Annotated in this window: 12 protein-coding genes and 2 tRNA genes; 11 read left to right on the forward strand and 3 right to left on the reverse strand. The window is 39.0% G+C overall.

Going from position 1 to position 14,827, the window contains the following annotated elements; all coding sequences use genetic code 11:
• Positions 1 to 96 precede the first annotated feature (96 nt).
• A complete protein-coding gene (locus ACMX3D_RS27745) occupies positions 97 to 828 on the reverse strand; it encodes a hypothetical protein (protein ID WP_482748988.1) in 732 nt (243 codons plus the stop codon).
• 24 nt (positions 829 to 852) lie between these two features.
• Between ACMX3D_RS27745 and ACMX3D_RS27750 the strand changes: the two genes are divergently transcribed.
• The 6 genes from ACMX3D_RS27750 to ACMX3D_RS27775 all read left to right on the forward strand — a co-directional run bounded on the left by ACMX3D_RS27750 (position 853) and on the right by ACMX3D_RS27775 (position 4,313).
• Positions 853 to 1,047, forward strand: a complete 195-nt coding sequence (locus ACMX3D_RS27750; protein WP_482748989.1) for a hypothetical protein — start codon at positions 853 to 855, stop codon at positions 1,045 to 1,047.
• Between the two features lie 304 nt (positions 1,048 to 1,351).
• Positions 1,352 to 1,477, forward strand: a tRNA-OTHER gene (locus tag ACMX3D_RS27755).
• 50 nt (positions 1,478 to 1,527) lie between these two features.
• Positions 1,528 to 1,651, forward strand: a tRNA-OTHER gene (locus ACMX3D_RS27760).
• 37 nt (positions 1,652 to 1,688) lie between these two features.
• Entirely contained in the window at positions 1,689 to 3,290 is a 1,602-nt protein-coding gene (locus ACMX3D_RS27765) for a TROVE domain-containing protein (protein WP_482748990.1), read from the forward strand.
• 271 nt (positions 3,291 to 3,561) lie between these two features.
• A complete protein-coding gene (locus ACMX3D_RS27770) occupies positions 3,562 to 3,981 on the forward strand; it encodes a XisH family protein (protein ID WP_482748991.1) in 420 nt (139 codons plus the stop codon).
• On the forward strand, positions 3,969 to 4,313 hold the full coding sequence (locus ACMX3D_RS27775) for an element excision factor XisI family protein (protein WP_482748992.1): 345 nt from the start codon (positions 3,969 to 3,971) through the stop codon (positions 4,311 to 4,313). The genes ACMX3D_RS27770 and ACMX3D_RS27775 overlap by 13 nt, the downstream gene beginning before the upstream one ends.
• Before the next feature lie 31 nt (positions 4,314 to 4,344).
• On the opposite strand, the gene ACMX3D_RS27780 is transcribed toward ACMX3D_RS27775, so the two are convergent.
• Complete coding sequence (locus ACMX3D_RS27780; RefSeq protein ID WP_482748993.1) at positions 4,345 to 6,744, reverse strand: NACHT domain-containing protein; 2,400 nt, start codon at positions 6,742 to 6,744, stop codon at positions 4,345 to 4,347.
• A gap of 150 nt (positions 6,745 to 6,894) precedes the next feature.
• On the opposite strand from ACMX3D_RS27780, the gene ACMX3D_RS27785 reads away from it, so the two are divergent.
• Complete coding sequence (locus ACMX3D_RS27785) at positions 6,895 to 7,554, forward strand: exonuclease (RefSeq protein ID WP_482748994.1); 660 nt, start codon at positions 6,895 to 6,897, stop codon at positions 7,552 to 7,554.
• 28 nt (positions 7,555 to 7,582) lie between these two features.
• On the opposite strand, the gene ACMX3D_RS27790 is transcribed toward ACMX3D_RS27785, so the two are convergent.
• On the reverse strand, positions 7,583 to 9,925 hold the full coding sequence (locus tag ACMX3D_RS27790; protein WP_482748995.1) for a CHASE2 domain-containing protein: 2,343 nt from the start codon (positions 9,923 to 9,925) through the stop codon (positions 7,583 to 7,585).
• Between the two features lie 984 nt (positions 9,926 to 10,909).
• Here ACMX3D_RS27790 and labA point away from each other — a divergent pair.
• The 4 genes from labA to dapF all read left to right on the forward strand — a co-directional run bounded on the left by labA (position 10,910) and on the right by dapF (position 14,791).
• On the forward strand, positions 10,910 to 11,440 hold the full coding sequence (gene labA, locus ACMX3D_RS27795; RefSeq protein WP_015114631.1) for a low amplitude/bright protein LabA: 531 nt from the start codon (positions 10,910 to 10,912) through the stop codon (positions 11,438 to 11,440).
• Positions 11,441 to 11,529: 89 nt separating this feature from the next.
• A complete protein-coding gene (locus ACMX3D_RS27800) occupies positions 11,530 to 13,122 on the forward strand; it encodes a 2-isopropylmalate synthase (RefSeq protein WP_482748996.1) in 1,593 nt (530 codons plus the stop codon).
• A 103-nt stretch (positions 13,123 to 13,225) separates the two neighbouring features.
• A complete protein-coding gene (locus ACMX3D_RS27805; RefSeq protein WP_482748997.1) occupies positions 13,226 to 13,927 on the forward strand; it encodes a Uma2 family endonuclease in 702 nt (233 codons plus the stop codon).
• 6 nt (positions 13,928 to 13,933) lie between these two features.
• Positions 13,934 to 14,791: a diaminopimelate epimerase gene (dapF, locus tag ACMX3D_RS27810; protein ID WP_482748998.1), complete on the forward strand. Its 858-nt coding sequence runs from the start codon at positions 13,934 to 13,936 to the stop codon at positions 14,789 to 14,791.
• Positions 14,792 to 14,827: the final 36 nt, after the last annotated feature.

Here is a 14,827-nt window from a genome sequence, read left to right on the forward strand (position 1 = left end):
TTGTAATGCTTTGCATTACTATGCATAGTGACTTACGACAGGCTAGGCCAAAGAATAAAATTTACATTTCATCCTTCATACTTCACACTTCACACTTCATGAATCTTCTACAGGAAAGAACTCCTTAGTTGTTTCCGAGAAAGTCCAAGCTATACCGTCGGGGTCGCGGCTGCGACTCCATTCCGGAAAGTCTGGATCATTGCGCCGTTTATATACAGTGCTGGAATAAACATTCAACCGTTTTGCCAATTCAGATTGAATCAGAGAGCCAAAAACTAACTGTTTTGCTAAATTTGGTTTAACTTCATCACGAGTTGCTGGCGGCGCTAATTCAACTTCTGGTTCTGATTCTGCTACTACTGGCTCAGGTGCTGGCGGTGCTAAAAGTGATCGCGCAGCCGTAGTTACAGGTTGAGCAGACAGTGTTTTGACAGGCTCGCTACTGTCAAGAATATTACCTAGAATACTGGCTGTAATAAAGTAATAAACTTCACTACCAGTACCAGGATTGACAATACTTGCACCAAACTCTGAAGCTTTGCCATCCAGGTAGCGTTTTGCCGTTGGGCCAGGAAAACCACCCCGAATTGCCAAGTCCATTGGTGTAAGTTTTCCCTGGTTTTCCCGAACTAACTGATGGAAAACCGGGTTAACTCGCTGACACCATTGTTGCCATTGATATTGCTGCCAGATATTGAAACCAATAATCAAAACAACTAGCGCCAGCAAAAATCTCCAGGTAGAAACCAGGAAAATTATTAAAAACGAGATTGGCAAAAGTAGAACGAGAAAACCCTTCCCGCCACTTTCCATTGTTTTTTCACTCATGCCGATTTTTGCCAAGCGAATTTTTTGGGAAATAATATATTATATTGGCAAAAATTGGGACGTGTTTTTGTATCGTTTGGCAAAATCACAGAAAAATACCGCAGTGCGATCGTCAATCTGAATCATTTAAAACTCAACAAAGCGAGATTTCCGGCAAAAACAGGCAAAAAATTTTTGTCAGACGAAAACACCCTCAGCCGAGACAAAAATTTTACATAAACATTAAGAAATATTGCACCACAGAGTAAACCTCCGCGCCCCTTTGCGTTTAAAAAACTTATCTTCTCCAACCTCAACCTATTGACATTCAAAATCACACATACTACATTAATGCTACAAGCTGATTTTCCCAAAGGAGTTAGCCCAAAACCGTAGCGGATAGCTCAAATCCCAGAGCGCCCACCTTGCCTGTAAAGGCCGACATATCGAGGGTTATCGCAAATAACTTAAAACATCCTTGAGAAAAACTTCTGGAGGTGCAGGTAAAAATCCTGCTCCGCCACCCAAAACAAACAATATCATCTGGTGGGTAGCTCAATTTGGTAGAGCAATGAACATCCTTATTTCACAAACTTGTCTGAAAAGGCCGAAGAATCGAGGGTTATTGTTAATTCATAGGTTGCAGGTTCAAATCCTGTTCCACCAGCCAAAACCTAATTTTAGATTTAATCTAAAATCTAAAATCCAAAATTCTTCATGTGGCAGGTAGCTCAGTCGGTAGAGCGCCTAAACATCCTTATTCACCCCTTGCCTGCAAAGGCCGAAGAATGAGGGTTATCGCCTTCCACGCGGGATGTCGCAGGTTCGAGTCCTGCCCTGCCACCTTTCATTTTTGCCCGCAAGGGCTGGGAGATGAAACCATGAACTACAACTTCTTCACCAGAAATAAAACCAGCACGCCACAAACTCAGCCTATCCCCGGACGGGAAACCGAGATGATTCAAGGACGTTCCGGTGGCTGGATGTTTGATGCTGGCTTATGGAAGATGCTGCGGCGCTGTCTGTTAGTTGGGACAGCCCAAAGTATCTACTATGCTGGGAAACAAGAATTAACTGAAGATTTTGTAGCAGTTGTTAACCAAGCTGTTGCCGAAAATCCTAGCCGTGTCGCGGAAGAAATTCTCTATGCCAGCGATGGACGCGCTATCAATAACAGCGCACCTATCTTCGCTTTAGTGTTGCTCTCAATGAGTGAACAACCAGAAGCAAAAAAGGCTTTTGGTGAAATCTTCCCTCAAGTTGTTCGCACAGGTAGTCACTTTTACGAATGGCTGAACTACACCAAATCTCTGCGAGGCTTTGGTAAAGTTGTGCGAGAAGCAGGTAAAACCTGGCTATCACGGGAAGATGTCAAAGGTTTAGCTTATCAACTCTTGAAATATCAACAACGCCAAGGCTTCACCCACCGCGATGCTTTGCGTTTATTCCACGTCAAACCGCCTACAGAAAATCATCGTCAATTATTTGAATGGGTTGTCAGAGGTTGGTCAGAATTACCAACAGAAATACCCTCGCAAGCTTTGGCGCAGATTTGGTGGTATGAATGGCTGAAGTGCAACCCAGGACAAACCCACGAAGCTATTTTGCAAGGACGCTTAACCCACGAAATGGCTGCCCCTGTGGGTAATATGGATAAACAAGCTTGGCAGTTGCTATTTCAAGAAATGCCCATCGGTGCAATGTTACGAAACCTCGGTTCACTCACAGAACTGGGTGTATTACGTGCTGATGAAAGTGCCAACTTGCTGCGCGTCGAAGGAGTTCTCAACAACAAAGAACATCTGCGTAAAGGTCGCATTCACCCAATTGATGCTTTGAAAGCACTCAAAACTTACGAGTCTGGAGGAAGACTTGGACGCAGTAAGAAAACTTGGAACCCAGTTCCTCGCATCGTAGACATCTTAGAAAAAGCCGTTGAATTGTCTTTTGATGTCGTAGAACCCACAGGCAAAATTTTCATGCACGCTGTGGACGTTTCCAGTTCGATGGGTAGCTTAGTTGCAGACATGGGACTAAGTTGCTGTGAAATTGCCACCACAATGGCACTCGTCACAGCCAAAGCCGAGAAAAACTACATGATTCGCGGTTTTGCTACCGAGTTCCGAGAGTTAAATATTACCGCCAAAGACAGTTTTAGTTCGGCGGTGCGTAAAGCCAGCAATCAAAACTTCGGTGGTACAGATGCGTCCGTAGCTTACGACTGGATGATTCAAAATAAGTGCAAAGCTGATTTAGTCTGCTTTTGGACTGACTCAGAAAGCTGGGCTGGTTACAAGCATCCTAGCCAAGCCTTAAAAGAGTACCGTAAAAAAGTGAATCCAGATGTCAAGGCTGTATACGTCACCCTGACACCATACCGCATTACTTTGGTAGATCCCAAAGATCCACTATCTTGGGATTTAGCAGGATTTGACCCTGGAACACCTCGCATCATCCAACTGTTAGCAACAGGCGAATTGTAAAAAGTCTAAAGGCTGAAGTGTGTAGACACCCTTTGGGTTGCTTCCCGAAGGGTAGTCTGAAATTTCACACTTCACACTTCATGGCGGGTTATCCCTTATTCGCAACTTGCCTTTCGGGGACGAAGAATGTAGGGTTATCGGATAATGTCTCCACCATCTCCGGGGACTAGCGGGTTCGACCCCCGCACCCGCCTTTATCGTTTTTGTGGAATTGAATATTATCATTATAGGTATTTGCTAAAATACCCATAAAAGCTACAAGTAGCGTGGGATGTCAGCCAAAGATAGATTTCACGATGCAGTTAAAATAGCTCTTCAAAAAGATGGCTGGAGAATTACAGATGAGCCGTTAACTATTCCAGTTGAACGGCTTACTAATATGTTTATTGACATAGCTGCGGAAAAATTGATTATAGCCAATAGAGACAGTCAAAAAATTGCTGTTGAAGTTAAAAGTTTTTTAAGTCCTTCTACTTTGTCAGATTTCCATTTAGCAATAGGACAATTTATTAACTATCGCTATGCTTTAGAAGAATATGAGCCTGAGCGTATTTTATATTTAGCAGTTCCGTCCATAACTTATGAAGAATTTTTTACTACAAGATTTATCCAGTCAGTAATTCATCGTAGTCAAATCAATCTACTCATCTTCGAGCCAACTAAAGGGGAGATTGTCAAATGGCAAAGCTAGAAAAATATCGAGAATATGTTCAACGTGTATTAACAGACTATGCCAAACGTCGAACATCAAATCATAAAAATGATGATTTAGAATTGCAAACTATCTTTGATACCATACACGACCATTATCAGCTTATCTATGTTGGTTGGGATAAAGGCAGGCGCGTTTATGGCCCTGTCATACATTTAGATATTAAAAATGAAAAAATTTGGCTTCAATGGAATGGTACAGAAGATGATATTGCTGCTGATTTAGTAGAAATGGGTGTGCCAAAGCAAGATATTGTTTTAGGTTTTCACTCACCTTATATGCGTCAGTTTACTGATTTCGCAGTTGGTTAATGAGTATTTTGCTCCAATTATGAATATGTACTTATTCGCTAAGTTTTCTTTTCTCAATTTCAGCGATGGGTAATAATAGGGTATCTTCAATATGCGATCGCACTTCAGTATTTAGGTAACAATTACTTTTCAAGCAATCTATTAACGCCATATTTGCACCATAATATTGACTTAATAGTTCTTTTTGTTCTTTACTAAATTGCCAGTTTTTATATGACATATAATAATATTTTATTAATCCTTTGAACTTTTGAAGCCAAGTTTTTCCTGTGTTTTGAACCCATTGAGTAAAGATATCTTCGTAGCTATTGATATCACTCATCTTAGGTAATTGATTTTTAAGTTTATGTAATTCTTCTTTCAATTTATAGTTAATGGCATTATCAAAAAGAATATTGATATTACAACCAATATCTGAATCATTAACAATATTAACCATAAACACTGGATTGCGAAGAAGTGCAAGACGCACTCTTAAACTGGAAAAATCTGGTTCTATCTCAATCCTAAAATATTTGACAATTTGTTCAACAAGATAATTAAAATAATTATCAATATCCTTATCTAATGAATTATCTATGTCACAAGCCAAAGTGAAGTCAGCACTAATGCCGAGTGAAGGAATTGTTTGGGTAAAGTAGAATGCACGAATAGCTGCTGATTTATAGGGAACATCCACAGAAAGACTGAGCTTATTGATTGAATATAAAAAAGTCTGGAATTTTTCATCATTGGCTAAAATATTATCAACATATCTTTTAGCTAAAAGGAATAAACAATTTGCATCGGGTACCATTTCTATGGTCATTAATAAGACCTCTAACCATCTATAATCATTTATGTGAGTAACTAATTTTTTTAAAATCTCATCATTTAGTGAATATGGATTACAACTAGCTACTATTTTCCTAGCTGTGAAATACTCATGAAATGTCAAATGGGAAAAAGAGTAAATTCCTCTTGCTCTTTCTACTAAAAGCCCATGCTGCGCTTCAATAGATTTCATAACTTGCTCACTATCTATTTGTAGTGCTTCTGGATCAGGTTGAGCGTCAGGTAAATTCCTAATATAATCAGCAATATATCTCTCAATATCTCTCTGTTTAAAAAAGTAATCTCTGCGTTCAAAAGTAGTCATAGCAATTTGACTAAGTAAGTCTTCTTTTCGCTGAACAGTCAGCTTTTTGTAAACATTATCGCGCCGAATCATACGTGTAGAATCCCATTTCCTTAAAAGAGTATGTGTAGCTCTTTTATATAATTCTGAACGGTCATCAGGAAAATCACCTGAATCTTCAAATTCCAAACACAGCATTGTAAGCAGTAAAGGGTTAGTAGCGAGTTCTTTAATAGCTTTATTGTGTTTTAGCTGTTCAATAAAAATTTTTGTAAAATCTTGATTCTTATTATGAAACCACTTTTCTACGAAAATTTTGATTTGTTCATCATCAAAGTCAGCTAATTCAACTTCGGTAAAATTTTCTAGAGTATATTCTTTGGCTGCAATACGGCAGGTTATCACAAAAATGTTCTTATTATATTGTTTAAATAAATCCTGAATTTGCTTTAAAACTCGATGGCTATCCTCTTCTATAACTTCATCTAACCCATCAAGAAGAATGAATGCTTTACCAGACTCTAATACATTTTTTAATTGTTCAATATCTACATTGTAATTATTGAACAAATAATTTATAAAAGAAATTAAATCTTGCTGTTCTTGAGTTTCAGCAAATTCCTTGAGAGTTACAAAAATGGGTACTCGATCAGTATGATATTGACCATAAATAGACTGAATAGCTAAATACTTTAAAAAAGTGGTTTTTCCTGCTCCTGGTTTACCTAAAATCATCAATTTAGAATAACGCTCAACCGCTATTAGTCCAGAAACACGCTCTTCAATTTTTTTACTCAGTCCCAATCGATTAAAATCATGTGATTCTAAATCAAATCCATCCAATAGTTGAGAAATTTTTAAACGTCTACGTCCTGTGATCTTTTCTAGAATATTTACATCTGTATAAATTGTATCTAATTGAATTGGCTGGCACATATCAAGAACTCTCATCGTGCCACAGCGTTCTTGAACTAAAGAGTATATTTTTTGTCGTATTTCCTGTATGAGTAAGTCAACATTATGTCTTTTTTCTGATTCAGAAAATACTGTCGATTCAGGTTTTTGCAACTTAAATTCAAAGTTGCTATCTCTATGCAGATCGGCTACTTCTTGCCAATCTAAATCCAGCTTGAAGCAAATTTCTTTAAAAAGTTGATGATCAACAGTCTTACCTGAGAGGAATTTGCCAATTGGTTGACGAGTGTTTATATTCACATCACTAGCAAATTCGTTTTGTGTCAACCCAGTACGTTGAAAAGCTCTTTTTACCTTTTCTATATTTTCTGGAGATACTCGCAGCGATTTCCTAGCCATATTCTAAAGTTTTACCTGTCTAAATATCTAAAATGCAAATTAATACCTAACTAATACCTTAAATCACGCATTTTAAAAACATTACTCTTACTTAATTTTATACACTAATACTCGAAGCTAGTTGATGGAGTAATTCACAAGTCACAACTTATGAAATCCATCTACATCAATGGACAATGCTACTATCAAGGTGATAACGGTATTCTTCTTCCTGCTGTCACCACGATTTTAAAAGCCACACAGTCACCAGAATCCCTAAAAGCACTATCTCAATGGCGTAAAAAAGTTGGCGAAGCACAAGCAAATCAAATTGCTGCAAACAGTCGCAGTCGAGGAAATGCTTTGCACAAGTTGGTTAAAGAATATATGCAAGGCTACTCACCCAAATCGATTAACAGTTTTATTCAGCCTTACTGGGATAGTGTTCAATCTGTGCTAAAAGAAATTGACGATATTCAATTAGTTGAGCAAGTTGTACCTAACTATGTTGAATGTTACGCCGGAAAAGTTGATTTAGTAGCACGTTACCAAAATATTCCGCACACAATTGAATGGACGACAGCCGAGGAACCAAAACTTAATATTCATAGGCTTTATGATAAGCCTTTACAGTTAGCTGCTTATACTGGTGCAGTAAATCGATATTATAGCGATCGCCTCTTTCAATCCAAGATAAATCACGGTCTGATTGTCGTAGCCTTGCCAGATAGAGAAGCTCAAATTTTTCAATTTAATCGCACAATGCTAATTGATCATTGGGATAAGTGGCTGAATCGGTTCAAGTTTTTCCACAATATAATTGCTGCTTAGAAGTGCTATGACCACTAACTTTCAAGCACTATAAAGTCTCTGCTGAATTTCCTGGCCAAGGTGTAGTTGGCACGTCTGAATCATCAAAAGATAATGTATTCATTGATGAGTCATGTTGCGGCAAGGTGTTGGTATCTTGAGAAATTGCTAAATCATTAAGTACTGCTAATACCTCTGATGCTGATTGATATCGCTGTTTAAAATCATCCAATACCATTTTGCTCAATATCTCAGCGAAGGCATCACTAACAACTGCCTTATCTCTCCATTCCCACTCTTCATTTTCATTTCTATCGATTTCATGGGGTGCAATTCCAGTTAAAGCTCGAATGCCAATCATACCGATCGCATAGATATCACTACTGTATTGTGGACGACCAAAACATTGTTCGCTAGGTGCATAACCCCTCGTCCCAATTCCAATTGTGAACGGGGTTTGTTCGGAATTTTCTATTTGTGGTACGGAGACTTCTTTTACAGCACCAAAGTCAATCAATACCAGCTTGTTATCTGCGTGGCGACGGATAATATTGCTGGGTTTAATATCTCGGTGAATCACACCGTTTTCATGAACAAAAACTAAGATTTGTAAGAGTTCTCGGATAATTGCAATAACTGCTGTTTCTCTTAAACCTTGACCTGAAGGTAATTCTTTAATCAAGGAATGACCAACTACATATTCCTGAACTAAATAAAACTCATTTTCTTGTTCAAAATAAGCCAGTAATTGCGGAATTTGGTTATGAGTTCCCAATTTCTCTAGAGTTTCTGCTTCTGAGTTAAATAATCGTCTAGCAAGCTCTAAAGCCTTGAATTGGGTATTGGCTGGTTTTAGTTGCTTGACAACGCAGCGTGGATAACCAGGACGGTGCATATCTTCAGCAATGTAAGTTTCGCTAAATCCACCGGAACCAAGAACTTTGACTATTTTGTAACGTCCGGCGAGTACTTTACCTGATACGGCTAAATCGCGCTGCTTGAGTAATTCTTGCAGGTCATCTTGTTGGCTGATAATTTCTTGAACAACTGGAGATGTTTTATATTTTTGAAAAACAGTTACTATTTGGCGCGTTCTTAACTTTTCTCTGGCAATTTCTGTTCCCAAGTAAGACAGTCCATTGAAAGCGATCGCTATCATTGGTATAGCAGTTGGAAAAATTAACTGACCATGTATGAAACACACATAGCTAATTCCTCCCCAAATACTGGTTATGACAAAACTTGCCAAAAATCTTTTGATATTGTTTTTAGTTTTGCTGACAAAATAGACTGTACCGCCAACTAAAACTAATACAAACAATCCTTGCAAAGCAGGACTAGATATTGCTGGAGCGATCGCTTTATTCTGCATTAAAGTAGCGATCGCATTGGCGTGAATTTCTACCCCAGCCATTCTCTCAGGCGGATTAACAACGGCTACAGGATGATAATCATTATTCAACTTGTCTGTTGAGCCAATAAGAACTATTTTGTCTTGAAAAACTCTGCCTTGCTGCAAATAGTTATTCCAGTTTGGTGGATCTAAAACGTACCACAAGGGAATCCGCTCAAATGTCCCAGATGGCCCCCAAAAATAAATGTGATCGCCTTTTGGTTGGGGATATTTGATTTGCGCTGCATTTAAAACTGCTTCATCAAAAGAAGGTACTTTTTCTGTGAGCATATCATCAGTCGCTAACAGCTTGGGAAACTCACTGGCTAATTTGTGAACTTTACCGTCGGCTTCCAGCGGGAAATTCACTGAACCTGTTGAAACTGAACCTACTTGAAATATGTCTTGTGGTAGCGTCAGTTGCGTAAACGTACCTTGATGGCTTTCAAAATTCTCGTATAGTGCAGCTAAAGTAACTTTACTGCCATATTTTTTTAATACAGCTTGCAGTTGGCGATCGTCCGCACTACCATAACTACTGGGTGTGTCAAAAACTACGTCTAAAGCTACAGACTTCGCTCCTGCTTGCATTAACTTTTCAATAATCTGTGCGTATGCAGCACGTTTGAACGGAAACGATTTCAGTGGTTCTAGGTAGGCATACTGTTGTGGGTCTGATTTATAGTACTGTTCGGGAACTGAGATTGACTGATCATCGATTGCCAAAATCACGATATCTGCTGGTGGGGCGATTGCTCCTCGCAGCTGAAAAAACGCAGAAACTGTCTGACTCTCCATCAAATTAACCCAGCTCGAACCAGAAGCAGTTAGCAATGTCGCTCCCACTGTGGAAGCAGCAGCTAAAAAATGGCTCAAGCGAGCCACAAGCTTAGATTGCTGTGCTGATGCTGTCAGAGTTACTTTTGTGGGTTTGCCTGAAGCTACATTGGCAGTAGAGACATATTGTTTGTTGAAGGTAGATGTAGGTTCTTCTGCCATATCGTGCTAATAATTGGTTTACGTACAACTTTATTTATTGAGTTCCTTTGCTACTAGAAACATATTGAAATAAAAGTTAAATGAAAATCTTATACATTTGTAATTTATCTTCTCTGAGTCTGAGCAGTTTGCTGAACGAACATAAACTTAGAAGGCTCTCAACCCTGACAGAGGCTGACTTATTTGCTCGGTGAGTTTTAGCCGTGATTGTTCCTTCTCTAGACTTAAACTATAGAGATTTCCATCTGACAGACTGAGATTTTTGACGATATGTCGTGGAAACTCTGTTTGCGAGTGTAAGGGTATAGAGGTGGAGGAAAGAGGAAATTTTGAGTTTATTTCTTAGTTTCCACTCCTGCTGTCAAAATCTACCGTTGTCAGGATATTACCACTCTGCATTGGGTTGCAGCGAGATTTTCATGTCTCTATACAAAATGTGAGCCTCCTAGAAATATTATTATCCAGGAAGCTTTCTTTGAAGAGACTTCAGCGTCTTGTATCCAGGTCGCATTTGCCAAAAAGTCTACCATTTTGTTAACAGTAAAACCTATATGTGGATTAATATACTTGAAATCTCTCCTTTACTTCACTACTTCCTCTACTTTCCACATTTGCCGTATTCAGATAACTTTCCTTAACTCAACTGTATTGATATATGGGCATCAGACAATATCCTCCTTTCAGACCTATGCCTTACCTCTTTAGGAGTAAAATTGACAGTTATATAACTAAGAATGCTGTTACTCAGTCAACTTTATTGGTAGATTTTGATCATAGGACATATTTATATAGTGTTAGAGGTTAAACTATCGAACACCCAGCAGCTTGGGTTTATAATTGCGTCAAATTTATGCTTTGAAAGAGGTAAGATAAAGGCTATACATGAAGAAGTAGTTCCGAGATATTAGCAAATTTATCATTTAAGAGTTGCTATAATCTATTGTTCAATCTAAATTCATTGCTATATTTTAGGTGTAAATTTTTATGGGTTCCCCTATGAATCGTCTGTCTATTTTTGTAGACGGAAATAATATGTTCTATGCTCAGCAAAAAAATGGTTGGTTTTTTGACCCTCGACGAGTTTTAGAATATTTTAAACACGAGCAATCCGAAACAACTTTAATTAATGCATTCTGGTACACTGGCTTAAAAGACCCACAAGATCAACGAGGTTTCCGAGATGCTCTGATCAGTTTAGGATATACAGTCCGAACGAAAATTCTCAAAGAATATTATGATGATACCTCCGGTCGCTATTCACAAAAAGCTAATTTAGATATAGAAATTGTAGTAGATATGTTTAATACTGTAGACCAGTATGACCGGGTAGTTTTATTTAGTGGTGATGGTGATTTTGAAAGAGCTATTGAACTATTAAGATCTAAAAATACACATATTACAGTAGTATCTACAGAAGGAATGATCGCCAGGGAATTGCGTAATGCTACGGACAGATATATTGATTTGAATGATATTAGAGACCAAATAGAAAAAGTAGACGGTCAAGTACCTTAGCAATAATTATTTACAAAAATCAGAGCAAAACAACTAAGGTTACAAATATTTAAAATAAAAGAACTACAACTAAACAAAAAACCAAAAAGATGAATAAACCAGAGCGAATTATCATTTTTGATACTACACTCCGAGATGGCGAACAATGTCCGGGCGCAACGCTAAATATAGATGAAAAGCTGGCAATTGCCAAGCAACTAGCCCGCTTAGGCGTAGATGTAATTGAAGCAGGTTTTGCTTTTGCAAGTCCGGGAGATTTTGAAGCAGTCAGCAAAATTGCTCAAACTGTCGGGACAGAAGATGGTCCAATTATTTGTAGTTTAGCCAGAGCAAGACACGACGATATTAAAACAGCAGCAGAAGCAATTAAAGGGGCAGCCAAGGGCAGAATTCATACATTTATTGCTACATCGGATATTCACCTGCAATACAAATTGAAAAAAACCAGGTCAGAAGTAATTGCGATCGCGGAAGAAATGGTCGCTTATGCTAAAAGTTTTACAGATGATGTCGAGTTTTCTCCTGAAGATGCGGGACGTTCTGAACCTGAGTTTTTGTATCAAGTATTAGAACGAGCGATCGCAGCTGGCGCAACTACAGTTAATATTCCTGATACCGTTGGTTACACAACTCCTAGCGAATTTGGCGCGTTAATTAAAGGCATTAAAGAAAATGTCCCCAACATTGATCAAGCCATTATTTCCGTTCACGGTCATAACGATTTAGGGTTAGCAGTAGCTAACTTTTTAGAAGCAGTAAAAAATGGCGCACGGCAATTAGAATGCACCATCAATGGTATTGGTGAACGCGCCGGAAATGCTGCTTTAGAAGAATTAGTGATGGCATTACACGTCCGCCGTCAATATTTCAATCCCTTCTTAGGCAGACCATCTGACTCTGAAGAACCATTAACTAATATTGACACGCGACAAATTTATAAAACTTCCCGTCAAGTTTCTAGTTTGACAGGAATGTTAGTACAACCAAATAAAGCAATTGTCGGTGCAAATGCCTTTGCTCATGAATCGGGAATCCATCAAGATGGGGTATTAAAAAATAAACTTACCTACGAAATTATGGATGCCCAATTGATTGGTTTAACAGACAATCAAATCGTATTGGGCAAACATTCTGGCAGAAACGCTTTCCGCACTCGCTTGAAAGAATTGGGCTTTGAACTATCAGAAACAGAACTAAACAAAGCATTCGTTAGGTTTAAAGAAGTTGCTGATAAAAAGAAAGAAATTTCTGATTGGGACTTGGAAGCAATTGTTAATGATGAAATTCAACAAGCTCCCGATTTGTTCCGTGTAGAATTAGTACAAGTTTCCTGCGGTAGCAACGCCCGTCCTACAGCTACAGTCACCCTCCGCACCCCAAACGGTGAAGAATTAACCGATGCAGCAATTGGTACTGGGCCAGTAGATGCAGTTTATAAAGCAATTAACCGTGTAGTGAATGTACCCAACCAGCTAATTGAATTCTCTGTGCAGTCAGTAACCGCAGGAATTGATGCAATTGGGGAAGTTACGATTCGTCTACGCCATGAATCGAGAGTATTTTCTGGTCATGCAGCGAACACAGACATCATAGTTGCGTCCGCGCAAGCATATGTTAATGCGTTAAACCGCCTTTACGCATCCTTGCAAACCAAAGAAAAGCAAGAAGAAGTAACTGCATAAAAGGTGAATTAAGCAAAGGTATAGGGGTGTAGGGTGTAAGTGAGCAAAACCTCTACACCCTTACCTTGTTGTAGGATAAAAGTAAACTTTTACTGCTATAGTCATGCCTCGCTCCTCGGTTCCACGTTTGACAGTTCCTCCATTAGAAAACGGCGATCGCCTAACCCGCTTTGAATTTGAAAAGCGCTACAACGCCATGCCCAAATTAAAAAAAGCCGAATTAATTGAAGGAACTGTCTATATGGCTTCACCTCTGCGTTTTGAACCCCATGCCGAACCCCATGCTAGAGTTATGACTTGGTTAGGAGTTTATCAAGCCATGACTCCAGGAGTGCGTCTTGGCGATAACCCAACTGTTCGCCTTGACTTAGATAATGAACCCCAACCCGACGTAGTGTTATTAATTGATGCACAAGCAGGTGGGCAATCACACTTTAGCCAGGATGGTTACGTAGAGGGCGCACCAGAACTAATTGCAGAAATTGCCGCTAGTAGTGCCACAGTTGATTTGGGTGACAAAAAACGTGCTTATCGGCGCAATGGCATAAAAGAATACATTGTGTGGCAAGTGTTTGAGCAGCGTCTTGATTGGTTCCGCCTCGAAGCAGGAGAGTATATAAATCTGCAACCGGATGAAGCAGGTATATTTCAAAGCCAAGTCTTTCCCGGACTGTGGTTAGATGCTTCTGCGTTGCTGGCGGGTGATATGCAACAAGTGTTAACTGTCTTACAAGCAGGGTTAAATTCTACAGAACATCAAACCTTTGTGCATCAGTTAGCCCAAGCAGTGGAATCGAATGGATAATTTGAAATGAAATTCTCCAAATACCATGCTCTCGGCAACGACTATTTAGTGATCAATCCCCAAGATTTATTGTCTCCCTTAACCACTGAACAAATCAAAATAATTTGCCATCGCAATTTCGGTATTGGCTCTGATGGTATCTTGTTGGGGCCGTTAGCATCAGAAAAAGCACAGTTTAGATTACGCATCTTTAATCCAGACGGAAGTGAAGCCGAAAAAAGCGGTAATGGACTGCGGATTTTTTCTCGCTACCTTTGGGATGAAGGTTTAGTTAACGAAACACCATTCTCAATAGAAACTCTAGGCGGAGTAGTGCAATCGGTTATCAAAGATGCGGGAAAAATAGTGCAGATAGAAATGGGGAAAGTTAGCTTTTGGAGTAATGATATCCCAGTAGTAGGCGATCGCCGAGAAGTAATCCAAGAACAAATCAATCTTGACGATAAAACTTTTACCTTCTGTGCAGCGACGATTGGTAATCCCCACTGTGTTATTCCTTTAGCTGAAGTTGATTCTGCGATCGCCAAAAACTATGGCCCAATATTAGAAACTCATCCCTTCTTCCCAAATCGCACTAATGTTCAATTCATGCAAATTATTAATCGCAACACCATCAAAATCGAAATTTGGGAAAGAGGTGCTGGTTACACTTTAGCTTCAGGTAGTAGTAGCAGTGCAGCTGCGGCTGTTGCCCATAAACTTGGTTTATGTGATTCTACAATTACAGTACAAATGCCAGGTGGAGAAATTTTAATTCAAATCAACGATGACTTTAATATTGCTATGACAGGTTCAGTAACAAAAGTTGCCCAAGGCGAATTATCAGTAGAAATATTTGCCATAGAAAATATCAGCGATATCTGAGAACATTAAACCTCTTGTATAAATCAAATTATACCT

It is taken from the genome of Anabaena sp. TISTR 8404, from assembly GCF_056847745.1.